At 34.1% G+C, this 17424-nt stretch carries 19 protein-coding genes; 1 reads left to right on the top strand and 18 read right to left on the bottom strand.

Features of this window, described 5'->3' with window-relative positions; genetic code table 11:
• Window positions 1–23: 23 nt before the first annotated feature.
• The 10 genes from rpe (HMPREF2810_RS13185) to HMPREF2810_RS13140 form a co-directional block, all read right to left on the bottom strand.
• Entirely contained in the window at window positions 24–668 is a 645-nt protein-coding gene (rpe, locus tag HMPREF2810_RS13185; RefSeq protein WP_002384128.1) for a ribulose-phosphate 3-epimerase, read from the bottom strand.
• 36 nt (window positions 669–704) lie between these two features.
• Entirely contained in the window at window positions 705–1955 is a 1251-nt protein-coding gene (locus HMPREF2810_RS13180; RefSeq protein WP_002384126.1) for a PTS transporter subunit IIC, read from the bottom strand.
• Between the two features lie 165 nt (window positions 1956–2120).
• A complete protein-coding gene (locus HMPREF2810_RS13175) occupies window positions 2121–2417 on the bottom strand; it encodes a PTS sugar transporter subunit IIB (protein WP_002368863.1) in 297 nt (98 codons plus the stop codon).
• Between the two features lie 19 nt (window positions 2418–2436).
• Entirely contained in the window at window positions 2437–2904 is a 468-nt protein-coding gene (locus HMPREF2810_RS13170; RefSeq protein WP_002384125.1) for a PTS sugar transporter subunit IIA, read from the bottom strand.
• 203 nt (window positions 2905–3107) lie between these two features.
• Window positions 3108–5165 (bottom strand): BglG family transcription antiterminator, encoded by a 2058-nt coding sequence (locus tag HMPREF2810_RS13165; protein ID WP_048942235.1) that lies wholly within the window; start codon window positions 5163–5165, stop codon window positions 3108–3110.
• Between the two features lie 350 nt (window positions 5166–5515).
• Window positions 5516–6055, bottom strand: coding sequence for a 6-phospho-3-hexuloisomerase (gene hxlB, locus HMPREF2810_RS13160; protein ID WP_010815225.1), 540 nt, complete (start codon window positions 6053–6055; stop codon window positions 5516–5518).
• A gap of 77 nt (window positions 6056–6132) precedes the next feature.
• Complete coding sequence (locus HMPREF2810_RS13155) at window positions 6133–6588, bottom strand: PTS sugar transporter subunit IIA (RefSeq protein WP_002368859.1); 456 nt, start codon at window positions 6586–6588, stop codon at window positions 6133–6135.
• A gap of 9 nt (window positions 6589–6597) precedes the next feature.
• On the bottom strand, window positions 6598–6888 hold the full coding sequence (locus HMPREF2810_RS13150) for a PTS sugar transporter subunit IIB (protein WP_002384122.1): 291 nt from the start codon (window positions 6886–6888) through the stop codon (window positions 6598–6600).
• A gap of 35 nt (window positions 6889–6923) precedes the next feature.
• Window positions 6924–8288: a PTS galactitol transporter subunit IIC gene (locus HMPREF2810_RS13145; RefSeq protein ID WP_002368857.1), complete on the bottom strand. Its 1365-nt coding sequence runs from the start codon at window positions 8286–8288 to the stop codon at window positions 6924–6926.
• 32 nt (window positions 8289–8320) lie between these two features.
• Complete coding sequence (locus HMPREF2810_RS13140; RefSeq protein WP_002368856.1) at window positions 8321–8839, bottom strand: RpiB/LacA/LacB family sugar-phosphate isomerase; 519 nt, start codon at window positions 8837–8839, stop codon at window positions 8321–8323.
• A gap of 217 nt (window positions 8840–9056) precedes the next feature.
• Between HMPREF2810_RS13140 and HMPREF2810_RS13135 the strand changes: the two genes are divergently transcribed.
• Window positions 9057–9812, top strand: a complete 756-nt coding sequence (locus tag HMPREF2810_RS13135) for a DeoR/GlpR family DNA-binding transcription regulator (RefSeq protein ID WP_002368855.1) — start codon at window positions 9057–9059, stop codon at window positions 9810–9812.
• Window positions 9813–9957: 145 nt separating this feature from the next.
• Here the strand turns inward: HMPREF2810_RS13135 and hxlB (HMPREF2810_RS13130) are convergent, their stop codons facing one another.
• From hxlB (HMPREF2810_RS13130) to HMPREF2810_RS13095, 8 genes are all read right to left on the bottom strand, one after another.
• Window positions 9958–10512 carry a 6-phospho-3-hexuloisomerase gene (gene hxlB, locus HMPREF2810_RS13130; protein WP_002384121.1) on the bottom strand — a complete coding sequence of 185 codons (555 nt, stop codon included), beginning with the start codon at window positions 10510–10512 and terminating at the stop codon, window positions 9958–9960.
• Window positions 10513–10522: 10 nt separating this feature from the next.
• A complete protein-coding gene (gene rpe / locus HMPREF2810_RS13125) occupies window positions 10523–11191 on the bottom strand; it encodes a ribulose-phosphate 3-epimerase (RefSeq protein WP_002368853.1) in 669 nt (222 codons plus the stop codon).
• A 5-nt stretch (window positions 11192–11196) separates the two neighbouring features.
• Entirely contained in the window at window positions 11197–11709 is a 513-nt protein-coding gene (locus HMPREF2810_RS13120) for a YjbQ family protein (RefSeq protein WP_002368852.1), read from the bottom strand.
• The gene (locus tag HMPREF2810_RS13115) at window positions 11710–11997 is read right to left on the bottom strand and encodes a PTS sugar transporter subunit IIB (protein ID WP_002368851.1); all 288 of its coding nucleotides are present in this window, start codon (window positions 11995–11997) and stop codon (window positions 11710–11712) included.
• Between the two features lie 19 nt (window positions 11998–12016).
• On the bottom strand, window positions 12017–13372 hold the full coding sequence (locus HMPREF2810_RS13110; RefSeq protein WP_002384120.1) for a PTS galactitol transporter subunit IIC: 1356 nt from the start codon (window positions 13370–13372) through the stop codon (window positions 12017–12019).
• Between the two features lie 21 nt (window positions 13373–13393).
• Window positions 13394–13849 carry a PTS sugar transporter subunit IIA gene (locus tag HMPREF2810_RS13105; RefSeq protein ID WP_002384119.1) on the bottom strand — a complete coding sequence of 152 codons (456 nt, stop codon included), beginning with the start codon at window positions 13847–13849 and terminating at the stop codon, window positions 13394–13396.
• A 1-nt stretch (window position 13850) separates the two neighbouring features.
• A complete protein-coding gene (locus HMPREF2810_RS13100; protein ID WP_002384118.1) occupies window positions 13851–15794 on the bottom strand; it encodes a BglG family transcription antiterminator in 1944 nt (647 codons plus the stop codon).
• A 595-nt stretch (window positions 15795–16389) separates the two neighbouring features.
• A complete protein-coding gene (locus HMPREF2810_RS13095; protein ID WP_002384115.1) occupies window positions 16390–17244 on the bottom strand; it encodes a lysozyme family protein in 855 nt (284 codons plus the stop codon).
• Window positions 17245–17424: the final 180 nt, after the last annotated feature.

Genomic DNA, 17424 nt, shown 5'->3' with positions numbered 1-17424 from the left:
TAGTGAGAATCACATCTTTATTTTCACTTGACTGCTTCTTTTAATAATTGATATTGTGCTTGTTTATCACCTGAGAATAATGCTCCGCCAACAACAATCAGTTCTGCTCCGGCTTTCACACACTTTTCTGCAATTTCTTTATTGACTCCACCATCTACTTCAATGTCAATTTTGCGATCCCCAATAAGTTGTTTCGTATTACGGATTTTTTCTAAACTTTTTGGGATGAAAGTTTGACCTGGTTGACCTGGATTAATCGTCATAATCAAAATATAGTCAATGTCATCCAGTAAATATTCCAACACGACTTCTGAGGTTCCCGGATTAATTACAACACCTGCTTTACGTCCAGCTTGACGAATTTTTTGCAAAATAGAATGGATATGTGGTGTTGATTCATAGTGCACAGAAATCATTTCTGCTCCCGTTGCAAGAACATCATCAATATGATCTTTCGGATGTTTGACCATCATATGAACATCAAAAATCATTGTAGAATTTTTTTTCATTTCGGCAATCTGATTGGGACCAAATGCAATATTAGAAACGAAATTTCCGTCCATTAAATCCACATGTAAAATTTGTGTATTTTCTTCCTCTAAAAAATTGATATCATCTTGAAGGTGCATAATATCTGCACCAAAAATTGAAGGTAAGATTTGTGCCATTTTTATTTCCGCCTCTTTCTTTTTTACTAATTATTCTTAAAAAATAGTTGAAAGCCAGTAAGTAAGGATACTCCATGGACCTGTTAACACAAAGTCTGTTCCTTGCCCTTTCAGACCAACTCCAGCACCATTTAACATCTCTGTTGCACCTGGTGCTACATAACCACCTAAGTACATGACAATTACACAGAAAAGAACAGTTGTTAGTATTGAGCGCAACAAATTTCCTTTGCTTGCCATAACCGTCATCACAGACATGTAGATTACAGACATTAAAATACCAATTGGGAATGTTTTAACTCCCGGTAACGCTAACGCACAAAGCATCACCAACGGAATAGAGATAACTGTTGTTGTCGTCGTCGTTGGATCGCCTAGTCCTAAAGCTACATCCATCCCAATATTCAAATCTGCGTCTTCGCCCATTTGTTTGGTCATGAAATCTTTCGCTGCTTTACCAATTGGTGATAGCCCATCCATTAATACGCCTACTACACGAGGCATTAAGACCATTACACCGGCAACCCCCATCCCCATAGGAATAATTGTAGTAATATCTTGTCTTGTTAACAAACCTAAAAGCACCCCAACAATCGTTCCAATGATTACAGGTTCACCTAATACACCAATTCGTTTATTTACACGTTCCAAGCTAATATCTAATTTGTTTAGCCCTGGAATGAAGTCAATCAATTTGTTCATCGCCCAAGCAACAATTAGTGTCCAGCCTGTATGAATAATCGTGGTACAAGTCGTTCCTTCTAAGCCATAGTATTCTTGCCACATAGGTGCAACCCAATCTCCGACAAACAAAGCAAGAACAGATAAAATAACGGTTACAGCCAAACCGATAAAGAAATTATCAAAAATGAAGTAAGCCAGTGCACCTGGTACTAGAAAATGCATGTAATTCCAGATATCAACATTCAATGTTTTTGTTAGTTTCAAACGTACTAAAATCAAATTAAGTACAAGACCAATTGGAATAGCTAAACCAGCGAATGGTGCCATCCAAGAAGCCGCTCCTACTGCTGGCCAGCCAATATCTGCAATTGTGAAGCCAGTTCCCATTTCTGAATAATAATCGACTGCTGGTGACAATGAATCATTCAACAAGCCAACAACTAATGTCAAACCGATAAAACCTACTCCAACCGTTAACCCAGCTTTGATTGCATCCCCCAATTTCATTCGGAAAACTAACCCTAAAATAGTAATAATAATTGGTAAAATTGCTGAAGCACCCATGCCAGTGATGGTCTGTACAATATTAACTAGTGTATCCATTCTTTTTTCTCCTTTATAGTGAAATACAAGACTGTTGGGACATCTAATCACCGATTCATTTCTCAATTAAACATCGACACTTTTTTTATGATTATGGTAAAATGAACTCAGCTTTACTTTTGTATGCCGTTCCGCTTTGTTTTCGAGGCAAAAGCGGAACGTTTTTTATGCGTTTTGAATTTCTTTTAGTTTCTCTAATAACGTATGTTTAAGCTTGTCTTCATTAATTCCAGTAACAAATCCCATGATACTCATCAACGGTACATCTAAATTTCCTTTGAAATTATTCGTAGTCAACACGATATCTGCATTTTTGCTCATTGATGGTAATTCTGTCATGCTACATTTGTTCAAACTAATGTGAATCCCATGTTCTTTACATAATGCTTTGACTTCATCTGCTGCTATGGTGGATGTGGCAACTCCACTTCCACAAGCTACTAAAATATTTACTTTCTTCATCTCTTTTTCCTCCTAAAATTTATTTTTCAACAGCAATTGCTGAAATTTCCTTCATCACTTCTTCCGATGTTTTTGCAGCCTTTATTCTATTTACAAATGTTTCTTGTTGAATCACACCTATGACCTGTTTCAAAATTTGAAGGTGTTGCGTGCCATCGTTTAAACCTAAAACAAAAAATAAAGCAACATCAATTTCTTCCTCTGCATCTTCCATTTTCTTCATTTTAATGGGTTGTTGGAGTGTAACCACTGAGATAAATGATTGCTTAATGTATTCTGGATTCCCGTGAGGAATGGCAACTGTGTGTGTGCCCAAATCTAGACCAGTTGGATAATTTTCTTCTCTTTCAACAATAAAGTCATAAAATCCTTCATTGATGTAGCCTCTTTCTTGGAAGATTTCTGATAACTGTCTAAATAAGTCGTTTCTATTCGAAATATCTAAGTTGAGAAGAATTAATTCTTCTTTGACATATTCTTTTAACATGAATAACGCTCCTTTTCATTTTTTAGTGAGTGGCTAACTCCTTGACTAAAGAATAAACGCTTTCAAAGCAAATAGCTATTTCCTTTTTTCACAAAGAATGTAACTATTTAAGAACCAATTGTGATGAACGAAAAAGAAGCAAGGAAATTAAGCATTCCTTGCTTCTTTTTCAGAGAACCGCTAATAATTAAATAAAAAATGTCCTAAGAATTTTTATCATTAGTTGAAAAATTTCGTATTGCTTTACTTATTTCATTTACATCTTCTAACTTAACTAATTCTTCAATGAATTCGGCATCATTTGCCATTCGATTGATATGATATAAAATTGGTAGGTGACTGGTTTTATCTGGCGTTGTTAATAAGGCAACTACATGGATTTTTTTCCCATGATAAGTAATCTCTTGTTTTAAAACGGTAATAAACACACCCAACTTCTGATCAACAATCGCTGGATCAAGATGGAGTAGTAGAATACGCTGCCGTAACATAATATAGGAAGGTTGATCAAGGTATTCTTGCAGCAAAAGCTCATTATAGTCTGAGGAAATAATTTTTTGATTAACCAATGCCTGACTGGATTGATTAAGAATACTTTCCCACGAAAGCCGATCTTCTGCTAATACAATATTCTCATTTTTAATCATTTGCAGAAGATCACCCTTAGAACTGTTTTCAGTAATAGTATTTGATTTCTGTTCACTCAGTAATAACGAATTTAAATCCTCTTTCAATTTTGTTTCCAGCTTTTCATCCAACGAAACATACTGTTTCAAAACACTTATTATATCTGTCGCTCGAATACTGTCAAAATCTAAATGGAAGATATCCTTAATGACATCCTGACGTAGTTTCAATTGATCACTGTTAGTCAGAATTTCATTCATTACATAAACTTTTTTTTCTGACTTAACTGGCACAGTGGAAAACACGATATCATGAGGCAGCATAAATTTCTTGTACTCACGTATTGAGTTTGTTGGATAAAAAAGAAATTCTGGGAAAATTTCCTTTAATTTTTGCTCAATCAATTTTGACATAGAAATGCCATTCGGACACAAAATCACCGCCTTAATTATTTTCTCTTCCAAATCATTGTGATCATTACTAATCAAATGTCCACCCACAAATAGCGTAATATAGGCAATTTCTTCATCTGAAATCTCAGTTTGGAAAAATCTTTCCAACGGGGAAATAGATTGACATACAAAATTGTGTAATACATTGTATTCTGATCGAATTTTATCATACAGAACATTTCCTGTTGAAAGATCATACTTAATTCGATAATATGCTGGCTTAAAATGGTTTAATAACTTTATCAGTAAATCTTTTTTATCAGACAACACCAACAATGTGTTCACTTCAAACTCTGTTAGAAACTCCCAAAGTGAATTGGCTAATAGAGGTAAATCTTTTTTCGCGACCATCCCTTTATTACGAACATTTGAACTTAGTAGCTGTAAAGAGATAAAGACTTTTTCATCTTCAGGTAAGTCAGGAAAATCTGTAGTAATATAAGAGAGAGACTGATATTCTTTTGTGTGTTCAATTTCCTCTCTTTCCTGAATACGACTACTGTCGATCATTTGTCCTCGTTCTATTCTTACAAATATTGAGGAAATGAAGTAAAGTAAAGGATAAAAATCTTCATCTGTATATTTCACACCCAAAAATTTTTCAATTTTTAGAACATCATTTTTAACACTATCCAGATATTTTTGAGAACTCTCCAATAGTTGAACAGTGACATTATCACCATAGTTTTTATAAATCTCAATAATCGAATGAAATAAGGCGATCCGTTTATCCCATTCTTCTCCTACTATCACATACCCCTTTTTACGTGAAAATTCTATTTCAAGATGGTATTTCAGCAATAAAGTTTTCGCTTTCTTAATATCTGCTAAAGCAGTATTTTTACTGATTTGAAGTTCAATACAAAAATGGTCTAGGGACAACTCTTCAACCCTAGTTAAAATCATAATCAACAGTAAATGGACTCTGTCTTCTTTCGAAAATATGATATCTTGAACAGACTGATGAATCGTTAAATAATCAGCCGATTCATTCTTTGCATAGTAGTAGCCATTTCTTCTTTCAATCAATGGTAATCGTTTTTCTGATAGTTTTTCATTGATTGCTTCTATACTATAAGCTAATTGTCTGGAAGATAATTCAAGTTCGTTAAGTAACTCCGCTTCTTTTAAACTTCGATGTTTGATTAATTGTCGAAGGATTTCTTGATCACGAGCACTCATTTTAACACAACCCCCTTTACAAAAATAATAAGCGCTTTCAGTCGGATTATCTATTCTTTTCAGTCCAAAAAATGTATTTTTCTTCATTTCAATTGTGATAATCAAATAAAATTGGAAAAATCATTAATATAGTAAGCTAACTCTTAACTAATAAAAACAAACACTAGATCAAAAACAGTCAATTATTCCAAAGTAATACGCTAATATCCTAATTAAGATTGTTATGCTAGATATATTTAAGACGACAAGTAAGCATTCAAATGTTTTCAAATCAAAAAAGCCACTTACAAAAGAAATAATGAAAAACAACTTCTTTTCATATTATCTTTTGGCAAATAGCTTTTTTCACCCTATTCTAAATCAGCATGACGCGTTTTCATCGTTTGATTTGTTTCTCCTGTTTTTTCCATTAAATTTAAGATGATACTATCATATAAAAATAAACTAGTCTGTTCAAATAAAGACCCCATTGGTTGAAGAGCTTCATCCTTAGACTGTTTTGACTGTGTTGGAATAATCACTACTTGATCAGCAATTTCTCCTAGTGTAGATGATGAATTTGTTGTAAACAATCCGATTACAACGCCATTATCCTTTGCAATTTTTGCTTGATTAACAAGACTAGTTGTTTCTCCAGAACCTGAGCCAATTAGGAATAAATCACCTGATTTAGTATGTGGTGAACTAATTTCTCCGACTAAGCTTACTGAATACCCTAAATGCAATAATCGATTGGCAAATGCTCGAATCATCAAACCTGATCTACCTGCACCTGCTAAAAAAATATGATTTGCACCCTGAATAGCTTTTGTCATCCGATCCACTTGTTGATCAGATATTTCATTTCCTATCGTCAAAACTTCATCAATAATCTCATTAAAAAACTTCATTTTTTTCCTCCTAAAATCGTGTATATTTTCATATTTCACTAAATGAAAGACGGATGGAAAATACCATCCGTCTGATTTTATTCAGCTAATTTAGTCAGTAAATATTTTTGAACAGTATCAGTTTCTTCATTTTTACATGTATCTACAAACTCTTCATCTTGGAATAAGCCAATAAGTTTTCGCAAAATACCAATGTGTTGATTTCCAGAGGCTAAGGCTAAATTGAAAACCAAAGAACAACCCACTTTCAAATCTTTGTCTTCCATTCTTCCGAATTCGACTGTGTTCTTGATTCTTACCACACTGATACTGTCTTTATTTACTAAATCAGAGTTTCCGTGAGGAATAGCAATTCCATCTCCATTAGCTAGTAACAATCCTGTCGGGAAGTCAATTTCTCTTTCAATACAAGCGTCAATATACTTAGCATCAATATTCCCTTTTTCGACAAGCTTTTCTCCAGCTGTTCTAATTGCTTCTTGATAAGTTGTAATCGTATCTTGTCCATTACTTACAATAACATCAATTGCCATCTTCTATCCCTACTTTGTGATTTCTTCTTTTACAGCATCAAAAATTTCATCTTCACCTATACCTGTAAGTAAGCCAGCACCAACAATCACTTTTGTTGTCACATCAGGATTATCAATTTTTGTAGATGAAACAACTAAATCATAGCTATTATATTTATCAGCATTACAATCCATAAGAGATGATTTTTGTACATCAACTCCACTAATCCCTTGTTCTTTTAAATAGTCTTCTAATACAGAGACCATAATTGATGATGATGCAATTCCATTTCCGCATACTACTAAAATCTTTTTGTTCATGATAAAACCTCGCTATCTATTTTTTTTTTACTATACTACACTGTTGCATCATTTTGAAGCTGAGAGCGTTCTTTCTTTTTCAACAAGTATCCTACTGAAATTAAGATCGCTCCAATCAAGATAAAACCAATTAAACCAATATGACTTGCAGCTGCAAACAATCCAGTAAATGGATTTGCTGAAGGGTTAAGTGAAGAATACATCACATTTTTTTGTGCACCTGCACCAAATTTTTGGAATAACTCGTTTGTTGCTGGCGTCATCCATGAAGCAATGTATAATCCACCACCAAACAAGATAACTGATGATAACCAAGTACGAATAATATTTCCCTTAAATACTGGTACCATACATGCAATAAAGAACACAAACTGTGATAAGTCTCCCAAAGGCATTACTCTATTTCCAGGAAGAATAACCGCTAAAATAACCATTGCAGGAATTAATAGTAGAGCTGAAGAAATAACTGATGGGTTTCCTACAATTAGAGCTGTATCCATCCCTACAGTAATGTCACGATCTGGGAATCGTTTCACTAATTTTTTGCGTGCTGCATTTGAAAGTGGAACAAGACCTTCCATCATAATAGAAGTCATTTTCGGCAATAACAACATAACTGCAGCCAAGTACATTCCTAATTGTACACTTGAAATAATCGTTTGATATGGACTTGTCCAATCATACCCAAACAAACCTAAAAGTGTACCTAACAGAAATCCGACAATTGTTGGATCACCTAAAACACCAAATCTTTTTTGAATCGTTTCAGCCGTTACATTTAATTTCCTAAAACCAGGTATACGATCGAAAATCCAGTTAAATGGATAAGCAAATAATAAGTAAGTGTTGGCTACTGGGTGAGAAATTGATACGCCTTGAGGTAAACCAAAAAACTTCTCATTGTTTTTCGCACCCAAGTCAGCCGCAATTAACGCCCAAACATGGAACAAACCGGCAGTTAAAACCCCATATAGAAAATTACCAGAGTATACAGCAACAATCGCTCCCATTGAAGCATTTTGGTGAAGGTTGAAAACATCAACATTGACACAGTCTGTGATCTTCAACACAAGCAACAACAAGTTAATTCCTACACATAAAGGAATAATAATGGCACCCATACTAGAACCAAATCCCATAACGGCCGTTGCCGCACCACCAACATCAATTGCATCTAAAGAAGATCCTGTTTTTCCAGCTAAACCAGTGATAGCGGGTTCCATCTTTTCCAACATAAACCCAATAACCATTGATAAAGCAATAAAACCAATTCCCACCTTCATCGCTGATTGAATTGCTTCAGCAAGCGGACGTCCCAAAGCTACCATAAATACAAGAAAAATCAGTGGAATAAAAATAAAATTGCCTAAATCATTAATAAATTGTGTGATAAATTCCATTTTTTCGCTAGTTGACTAGCTTCCCCCCTTTTTTAATCCGGTCTAAATCCCATATTCCAAGCTACATGATCTGGTTTTTTTAGAAGTAAATTATCATTTTTTTCTGCTTCTAATAAATTGTTTTTTGAATTTTCTCTTGCAGTTGAAAATTCAAAAGGTTCATCATACCATGCATCAATAATCTGCTTCATGTATTCTAATCCATTTACACGCAAACCTAAACCTATGATTTGTACATTATTACTTAATCTTGCTCTTTTTGCAGAATAAGGATTTGTAACAGCTGTTGCTCGAATTCCCCAATGTTTATTGGCTTGACAAGTAAAACCAATTCCAGTTCCACAAATGTATATTCCTAAACGACAAACATCTTTTTGGATCAATACAGACATTTCATCTGCTAACTTAGCAAAAGTATTGACTCCATCCTCTGGTACCTGTACTGGATCATAGACAACATCAGCATTTTTCTCTTCAATCAAGTATTTCTTTATCGCCTCCTTTGTTTCAAAACCTAAGTCATCACATGCAATTGCAATTTTGGTTTTCATTTAAAATCTCCTTTCTGAATCCGTTTACTTTAACTACACTCTTATAATACAATTGGTTTTAATTGGTGTCAATAGTTTTTAGTTGGTTTTTTCAATTTTGGAATCGCTTGAAATCAACTATAAAATAAATAAAAACAATATTAATTAGTTTTTGGTTGTTTTCACTAGGCTTTATGGTATTCTTTATGTAAGATGATTTGTTAATGAGGTGAAGTAAATGTTATTGATGGCAGAAAGAAGAGATTTGATACTACAGGAATTAATTAAAGAAGGCAGTGTTTATGTAAGTGAATTAGCAAAAAAATATTCTGTAACCTACGAAACAATTCGTAAAGATCTTACTTATTTAGAAAACAAAGGGCTTCTTATGAAAAGCCACGGAGGAGCTACGCTAAAACAAAATGCCATTGAGCATTCTTTTCAAGTACGCGAGAAAGAAAATGCTCATTATAAGAAACTGGTTGCACAGAAAGCTCTTGAACTTATTCCTGATAATAGTTCAATTGTAATAGGAACCGGAAGTACTACATTGGAACTTGCCATTCTTTTATCTATGAAGTCTGGATATAAGATTTTTACTGATTCACTACCAGTTGCAAGTTTACTTATAAGTTCAAAAAATCAAGTATTTCTTTTTGGTGGAGAATTACGTGAACCTAGTTCTTCAGTATTTGGAGGTTGGACCATTTCTCAAATTAATCAAATTCAAGTAGACTTATGTTTTCTTGGAACTGATGGCTTTAGTAATGTTGATGGTCCCACTAGCCCGTCGTCTTCAGATGTATTTGTAGACCAAGCGATTATTTCCCACGCTGAAAAACGCTACATCTTGGGTGATTATACAAAATTTGATCGAAAAAGCCTATACAAAATTTGCGACTGGTCAGAGATTACTGCTTTAATTACAAACAAAGAAGCGGATCTCGAAAAAATTAGAAAAATCGAAACAATGACTCATGTAATTACTTGTTAAATTTTTAATATAGACATGAAAGACAAAGTCAAATCGTTAATAGTAGGTATACAAAAAAGTCTAACAATTTTGCTAGACTTTTTTTGTATGATTTTATACTTTTACTTTGATTTTTATGCTTCAGTAATCACTTTTTAGTAATTGGCTATTCAAAATCTGCATGTCGATTAAACATTTTTTCTGAGGTTTCTTCCATTTCATCCATTAAATTTAAAATTATACTATCAAAAGTCAGAAAGGCTAATTGTTCAAAAGCTGAACCCATTGGCTGTTTAAATTCTTTTGAATGATGCACATTTTCATTCTTAGTTGTACCTGGTAGCACTATAATTGAAGAAGCTAACTTACCAATTGTAGAATCACCTTTCATGGTGATCAAACCAATCGTAACGTCACTTTCCACGGCTTTCTTAGCTAAAGATTTTAAGCTTTCTGTTTCTCCTGATCCAGAACAGATGATCAAAAGGTCACCAGGTTGTGAATGAGGTGAGCTTATTTCACCAACAAGACTTACCTTAAATCCCAGATGCATCAATCGATTGGCAAACGCTTGAATTGCAATACCTGACCGACCAGCGCCTAAGAGAAAAATGTGTTTGGCTTTTTTAATCTCTTCTAGAAAAATTAAAATTTGTTCCATTTCAATTTTTTCAGCGTTTTGTGTCAGTTCATTAAGGATTTTCAAAACATAATTTTCCAAATTTTTCCTCCTAGACTTCCGCTAAAGCAGTTTTCAAATTCGTAATCATTTCAACTTCTTTGTTTTCTTCACCAAAAATGTATCCTCCTGATACAAACATATCTGTTCCAGCATTGGCACAAAGTTTGATTGTTTCATTATCGATTTTACCATCCACTTCAATTAAATAGTGATAATCATTTGATTCTCTCAATTGACTAAGTTCAGCGATTTTATTTACAGTTAAAGGAATAAAATCCCTATTAGGTCGACCCGGATTAATGGTCATTACTAATACTAGATCAACTTCAGCTAAAATTGGTGCTATCAATGACACAGGAGTTGCAGGATTGATTGCAACGCCTATTTTCTTTTTTTGTTCCTTGACCATTTGAATAATGTGCATACCATTATTGGTAGCTTCTGCATGATACGTAATAGAGTCAGCTCCAGCCTCAAGGAAAGCAGGTACAATTTTTTCTGGTGTTTCGACCATCAAATGGACATCCAGTAAGATGTCGGTGATTTCTTTTAATTCTTTAACAATACTGGGTCCTGACGCCATGTCAGGCACAAAATATCCATCCATCACATCCACATGTAGCCACTTTATTTCTTCTATCTCCAAGGTTTCAAGGGTCTTCTCTAAACGACTGATTTTAGAACTAAATAATGAAGGTGCTAAAATATATTCTTTCATAAAATTTATTCCCCCATGATTATCACATTAATTGTACGATCTCGTTCACGAAGACGATCCCAATCAACGAAATACACTCTACCGAGCGATCCGATTTGCAATTCTCCATCTTTTAAGATGAGTGATTGAGAATTGGTTCCATAAATAGATGCTTTCAGATGGGCATCTGTATTTAACATCACCCATTTTTCAGCTGGATAATTAGGATCGCTTAATGAAGTCCCGAAAGCAATATGTTCTGGACCTGGACTATGATATTGTCCTTCGGTTGTCATAACCGGAGCGATTTTTTCCATGGTTTCATTAATATCTACATGTAGAAAATCGTCTCCAAAATAATTCACATCATGCATAGTTTCCTCATAGAAAAATGAACAAGTTGTATGTGGGGTGGTAATGATCATCACGCCATCTGCCAAACCAGAATCTAAAGCAATACGAACCAAGTCTTCACGTAAATCATGGTACGAAGCACGACCTTCTATTGTATGCAGTTTGATTGTGTCATGTTTGATCATCTATTTCAATTCCAATCGTGTTTTTACATCTTCAAATATTTTGTCTGCTCCGATCCCAGTTAACAAGCCTAGACCATTGATCACCTTATCTTTGACTGAATCTGGAACAATCGTCGTGCTAACAACCGCATCGTAATCATCCATTTTATTCAGTTCGTCCGCAATCTTAGATTGATATATTTTGACCTGATCCGTATAGTTTTCTGCTTCTAACCACTTGTTGATTTTTGATACCGCAATAGTTGAGGTTGCGTGGCCCGCGCCACAAATTACTAATAGTTTTTTCATGAATTTCCCTACTTTCTTTTTATTGAACTTCTTGTATATTTTCTACTTTTTTCCCTTTGATTTTGTTAAAGTAAAACATTCCTGCTAAAATCACAATTCCTAAAAGAATAATCCCAAAGATACCTAACTTTTGAGCTAATAAAACAACTAAACCTGCTGGCCACAAGCCACTTAATAACATTGTAACTAGTCCTGAAGTTCCTACATCAAAGTTTGCCATTTGGAAGAGTTCTGTCACAATAGGCGCTAACCATGTAGATAAATAAAATGTCATCACTAAGTACAGTGAGCAACCGACTAAAGAACGAACAATATTTCCTTTAAAATAAGGAATCATTAAGCAAATCGCAAATGTGAAAAATGCTAAATCACCAAAAGGTAACACTTGATTTCCAGGCAAAATTACTGCAAGTAACAACGAGATAGGTACCAACAGTAGCGATGTAGACATTACTGTTGGATGCCCAACGGTAAGTGCTGCATCCATTCCAATATTTACCACACGACCATTTAATTTTTTATCTGTAAATTCTTTAGCTGCCTCAGCGATTGGCAACAGCCCTTCCATAAACATTGCAACCATTTTTGGCATTATTTTCATAACTGCAGCTGTTTGCATACCAAGCAACCCGATACCTGCTGCATCATATCCTGCTAAAAATCCAACAACGATACCAATCAACAATCCAATTACAACGGTATCACCAAAAATCCCAAATTTTTTCGTCAAACTTTCAGCATCTGCATCAATTTTGTTAAACCCTGGAATTCGATCAAAAATCCAGTTCATAGGTTTAGCAAACAATACTCCAGACAATGCCATCATATGTGTAATTGCAATCCCAGGATAACCGAAGAATTCACTTACTTCTTTTTGTGCTGCATCCGCTAAGAACCATTGTAAAAGAACTGCAACAATTGCTCCAATTATCCCAAACCAAAAGTTTCCAGTTACCGTTTGAACTAGCATACCTAAAAAAATTGGGAACCAGAAATTCCAAATATCAACATTCAATGTTTTCGTCCAACCAAGCATCACTAAAATAAAATTCAAAATTAATGAGATAGGGATCATCAAAATTCCCAAAGAGGTTGAAAAGGCCAATGGTCCACCAACTCCTACTCCAATATCCAAAACATTTAGAGAAGTTCCAAATTTTTCACCCATTTGCTGAATAGCACTACCCAAACCGCCCGATAATAAATCTAATACTAATCCTAATCCAATATTCCCAATACCAACAGTGACCCCAGATATAAATGCTTTACTAGGCTTTAACCCGAAGAATAGTCCAATGATAAAAATAATTACTGGTAAAAAAACTGTTGATCCTAATCCAATAAACCACTGAATACCATCCATAATAACATCCATTTGTTTTTTCCTCCTTGACTTCTAATAAACCCCAGAATCATTTAGCAATTTGATAAAATCTTCTTTTGATGATAATTCTCGTAGCCTCTTAACTTTCTCATCATCAGTAAACAATGCCATTAAGTTTTGCAGGGTCTCTACTTGTTCATGAGGGACTGCCATCGCCAGCATGAATACTAAATTAACTTCGATGTTGTGACTTTTATCCGTCATATCTTGGAAAATTACTGGTTCATCCAATGAAGCAAAACAAATTTGTGACTTATTAACATTCACTGAATCTGTATGAGGAATCGCAAAACCGATACCATTGAATTCCAAACCAGTCGGATACTCTGCTTCTCTTGTTGTGATGCCATCTAAAAAACTTGATTTGACGCATCCAGATAAATAAAGTTTTTCATACATTTTTTCGAATAATTGTGTTTGATCGTCAGGTTTGATATGAAACAAACAAAGTTCTTGATCAAAAAACATTTTAGTTTCCTCCAGTACTAAAAATTTGTAGCATTTGCACAGAATCGTTGACTTTCACAAGCGCATCAACTTTCTTTTTCTCATCAATAAATTGATAGAGTTCTTCGACAACTTCGCGAATCTCTTGTAAGTCTTCTTCACTGAGATTTACCATAATAATCAATTTGACCGTGCGATCTCCCCAATTAATCGATTTCTTAAGTGATACAATATAAATATGAGACTTAAGAATCGTCGTTGGATCTGCATGAGGTAATGCAACACCACTTTCCAAATTGGTATTCCCAATATCCTCTCTCTCAAAAACCGATTTCCGAAATGTAGGCAATACTAGTTTTCTTTTTTCTAGTTCATCTATCATGCTATTTAAACAATCAGCTTTATCAGAAAAAAGATTTTGCAAGCTAATAAGTTTAAGATTGACATATTTACTCAACACATCTACTTCAAAATTTCTATCTAATGAATCAGATAGTCCAAAAGGTGCTCCTTGAATGAGATACTTTGTATATGCCTCCATGATCTTGATATAGTCTTGATTACTAACTAAAGGTGTAACTTTTACAAAAGGAGTTTTTGACTGTGGAATATCAATCGAGCTGATAATCAAGTCAATATTTTCTTTGTCACTTTTATTAAATCTCTCCAATGTCGATATCTCCACATTATCATGGGCTGGAATGAACTTACGAACCTTTGAATAGATAAATTGAGCTGAAGACATTCCATATTGACAAATAATGACAATATTGCTTGCTTTGGATTGACGATCCAAGGCAATTTGGAAATGGATCAAAATAAACGAAATCTCGTCATCATTTAAAATCACATTATACTGTTGTTCCACAATAACTAATGCATACCAAACAATACTGAAAAGCTCAGAATATTGGTCACGAATATTCTCCAATAAAGGATTTTCAATGTGAATCCCACGTTTTAAACGAAGAATCATAGCAGGTATATGATATAATAGTGAATTGAAAAGGTGCTCATCCTGAGTCAGATCAATTTTTTCAATTTTACTCATTCTAGAAATCAAACGGTACACTAAATCTACATATTTTTCATCACTAGCTTTCACTTCAGTAGTAACTCGATGGGCAAAAAGTTGACGAGATAAATAGTCTTTATCAGCTTCACTAAAATTCAGAACAGTCTCTTGAGATAATCGTTCAGACATGTCATTAGCAACCACAAACGTTTCCATATATCGTATACTACTAAATAGGTAATCATCCTCTCCTTCAACATGATACCCCATTTGAATACGACGGCATTGAACCAAGAGAGTTGTCAAAAGTGATTCCATATAATAGTCAGAAACCTTCTCAGTGAGTTCTCTAAAATTCTTGTGTAGAATTTTTGATACGATATCCACTAATTGTTTCTCAAAAAAGTGGTATAATTTTGCATTGACAGATTTTTCTTCTATCAAATTTGAAAAATGTGTTACTAGCTGCTTAATTGCTAGCTGAATCTCATTCTCTGCCCCCTGACTAGTCAATCCATCATTATTTGATATTATTTCAATCCCATTCGATACAATGATTTCATTTATAATTTTTAAATCGTTATAAAGTGAGGTCTTACTGACTAAATATTGCTCAGCAAGAGATTCTAATGTCGGATTATCCTCTTCAAAAAATACACTTTGAATAATTTTGACTCGTCTATTTACAGGTGACAGCTGGTCTTGCGAAAGCTCACTTTCTAGCTCTTTTAAAAAGTTGCTTTTTGCACTATGTTCACCTGACAAGTGGATACCTAAAGAAGGTAACCTTTCTATTTCAACAGAATAAGGTTGAATGAAAAGTCTAAGTGTTTCTAAATCTTGAAATACGGTTTTAGTTGAGACAGACAATTTTTTACTATAGAAAGAAGCAGGTAAAAATTTATCATGTTCAATTAGCAAGCGCGCAAGTTTTATTTGCCTTTCGTTCATGGATATCACCTTTCTGTTAGCTAACGTTCTTCTTTACATATCTAAGATAACATGATAAATTAGCCCTAACAATTACATAAGTTTCTTTATCCATTGTGGAAGTGAATTAAAAATTTTCAGTTTAATCTCGCTTACATATCTTTTCTATGTATATGAAGAACACTTAATCAAAAATATTTTATTCTTTGTTTTATGATTTATTTTTAATGTTCAATTTTAAATATTTTTGCTCTTTTGGCAATAAACCAGTTCATTTTCTTTTGGACTTCTTAACTTAAGATAATATATTAGTTGACCATCAAAATTCTACTACATAAATGAATTTTCAAGAGAAAATAAAGAAACTGGTTTCAATCCGAAATCAGTTTCTTTCAACAAGTAGACTAGCCATAACTTTTTTAATCAGATTAACTTTCCAAAAGACAATTGCAGATATCATGCAAAATCAGCAAGGCCATAAAATCTGTTAAAATGATATTTTTCCTTTGAAAATCTTGTCTTCAACTTTATTTCATCTAATACATTCATTTTTTAATGCTCTTTGTTTTAAAGTAGAAAATAGTTATAATCCATAGATTTTTTCAATATAGTAGAGCTAGTTTAGGATTCCATATCCTAAACTATAAGAACTATTCTTTTCATAGCTTCTTCTTGCAATAATATCTCCAGAATTCCCTTCAATCGTATGGACAGTATTATTTTCAAATTTCTCCACAATCCCTACATGATCACTGACACCATCACCATCCCAATCAAAGAAAATAATCGCTCCACTTTTCGGTTCTACACCTCCGCCTTGCCATTGGTTATTCGTTTTAAAATTATTTATTCCTGTTGGACAATAGGCAAAACGTTCCATCTTCAAGTTTGCTTTTTCCGCCACATAAGAAACAAAAGTTGCACACCATTCTACACGACTGTTAAAACCATACCAACGCCAGTATTTTTCGCCACCTTCATGAATGCCGTCTGCTAGCTCATCTGATGCAATTTTCGCAATTTCAGAATTTCCACCAGTGCCAGAATGACTCAAAAATCCTCCTCCGAAATCGTACACCTGCACAATGTTTAAAACTTCATACCCTTGATGCCCTTTCCACATATCCGCAAAATATTTAACCCCAACTTCTATTGATTCATCTGGGTCTGTTATGGAATTTAGTGGTCTGCCTTGGCTTTCGCTACACTGCATAATATCGGGATACTTTTCATAATTTCCACCTGATTCTGCCATAATAATTCCTAATGGATAGGGTACGGCTTCGGGTATCTCATTTTTCACCGCTTCTTTCGTTACCTTTTCTTTCCAGCGAAGTACCGCTTCTGGAAGATTTTGCTCCTCTTCTGTACCAGTAACATTAGTCGATGAACTTTCTCCCCAAATCAATAATAGTATGAAGATAAAAAAGATTCCAAATAAACAAAGCGCTAGATACTTAGATAACTTCATAGACTGATTCCTCACTGATTTCTGATTCCATTAGGTTTCTTGTCTTAGTTCGTCAATTTCCTTTGCTAATTGTCTGGCTTCATCTTGCTCAACAGATGTTGAATGGTAAAGTTGTTTGATTGATAGTATAATTTTTAAACATAAAGCACTCGCTTCCTTTCTGATTTGGTTTGGTCACTT

The sequence above is a fragment of the Enterococcus sp. HMSC078F03 genome (assembly GCF_001811595.1).
Taxonomy (GTDB): Bacteria; Bacillota; Bacilli; order Lactobacillales; family Enterococcaceae; genus Enterococcus; species Enterococcus faecalis.
The sequence above is the reverse complement of the archived record's forward strand: the minus strand, read 5'-3'. Positions and strand labels throughout refer to the sequence as shown.

Bases quoted from the DNA above. Each gene is read 5' to 3' on its own strand.
- rpe (WP_002384128.1), bottom strand. From the start codon at position 668: ATGGCACAAATCTTACCTTCAATTTTTGGTGCAGATATTATGCACCTT.
- HMPREF2810_RS13180 (WP_002384126.1), bottom strand. From the start codon at position 1,955: ATGGATACACTAGTTAATATTGTACAGACCATCACTGGCATGGGTGCT.
- HMPREF2810_RS13175 (WP_002368863.1), bottom strand. From the start codon at position 2,417: ATGAAGAAAGTAAATATTTTAGTAGCTTGTGGAAGTGGAGTTGCCACA.
- HMPREF2810_RS13170 (WP_002384125.1), bottom strand. From the start codon at position 2,904: ATGTTAAAAGAATATGTCAAAGAAGAATTAATTCTTCTCAACTTAGAT.
- HMPREF2810_RS13165 (WP_048942235.1), bottom strand. From the start codon at position 5,165: ATGAGTGCTCGTGATCAAGAAATCCTTCGACAATTAATCAAACATCGA.
- hxlB (WP_010815225.1), bottom strand. From the start codon at position 6,055: ATGAAGTTTTTTAATGAGATTATTGATGAAGTTTTGACGATAGGAAAT.
- HMPREF2810_RS13155 (WP_002368859.1), bottom strand. From the start codon at position 6,588: ATGGCAATTGATGTTATTGTAAGTAATGGACAAGATACGATTACAACT.
- HMPREF2810_RS13150 (WP_002384122.1), bottom strand. From the start codon at position 6,888: ATGAACAAAAAGATTTTAGTAGTATGCGGAAATGGAATTGCATCATCA.
- HMPREF2810_RS13145 (WP_002368857.1), bottom strand. From the start codon at position 8,288: ATGGAATTTATCACACAATTTATTAATGATTTAGGCAATTTTATTTTT.
- HMPREF2810_RS13140 (WP_002368856.1), bottom strand. From the start codon at position 8,839: ATGAAAACCAAAATTGCAATTGCATGTGATGACTTAGGTTTTGAAACA.
- HMPREF2810_RS13135 (WP_002368855.1), top strand. From the start codon at position 9,057: ATGTTATTGATGGCAGAAAGAAGAGATTTGATACTACAGGAATTAATT.
- rpe (WP_002368853.1), bottom strand. From the start codon at position 11,191: ATGAAAGAATATATTTTAGCACCTTCATTATTTAGTTCTAAAATCAGT.
- HMPREF2810_RS13120 (WP_002368852.1), bottom strand. From the start codon at position 11,709: ATGATCAAACATGACACAATCAAACTGCATACAATAGAAGGTCGTGCT.
- HMPREF2810_RS13115 (WP_002368851.1), bottom strand. From the start codon at position 11,997: ATGAAAAAACTATTAGTAATTTGTGGCGCGGGCCACGCAACCTCAACT.
- HMPREF2810_RS13110 (WP_002384120.1), bottom strand. From the start codon at position 13,372: ATGGATGTTATTATGGATGGTATTCAGTGGTTTATTGGATTAGGATCA.
- HMPREF2810_RS13105 (WP_002384119.1), bottom strand. From the start codon at position 13,849: ATGTTTTTTGATCAAGAACTTTGTTTGTTTCATATCAAACCTGACGAT.
- HMPREF2810_RS13100 (WP_002384118.1), bottom strand. From the start codon at position 15,794: ATGAACGAAAGGCAAATAAAACTTGCGCGCTTGCTAATTGAACATGAT.
- HMPREF2810_RS13095 (WP_002384115.1), bottom strand. From the start codon at position 17,244: ATGAAGTTATCTAAGTATCTAGCGCTTTGTTTATTTGGAATCTTTTTT.